This window comes from Streptococcus penaeicida, assembly GCF_002887775.1.
Classification (GTDB): domain Bacteria; phylum Bacillota; class Bacilli; order Lactobacillales; family Streptococcaceae; genus Streptococcus; species Streptococcus penaeicida.
Genome location: NZ_LOCM01000111.1, coordinates 1 through 210 on the forward strand (window position 1 = coordinate 1; position 210 = coordinate 210).

Annotated in this window: 1 tRNA gene; it reads left to right on the top strand. The window is 42.9% G+C overall.

From position 1 onward, the window contains the following. The first annotated feature begins 83 nt into the window (after positions 1-83). A tRNA-Ala gene (locus tag AT575_RS10490) sits at positions 84-154 on the top strand. Positions 155-210: the final 56 nt, after the last annotated feature.

The window sequence follows — 210 nt, forward strand, 5'->3', positions numbered from 1 at the left end:
ACTAAGATTTTAGTTCGAATACAATTAAGCTTCACGTAATAGAATAGTACACCACTAATAATGAAACAACCAGTTTATTAGTCGGGCCTTAGCTCAGCTGGGAGAGCGCCTGCTTTGCACGCAGGAGTCAGCGGTTCGATCCCGCTAGGCTCCATTATCTAGGATACAAAGAGATGTTCGGCTAGCCGAAATTTCTGTAGAAAATTAGGA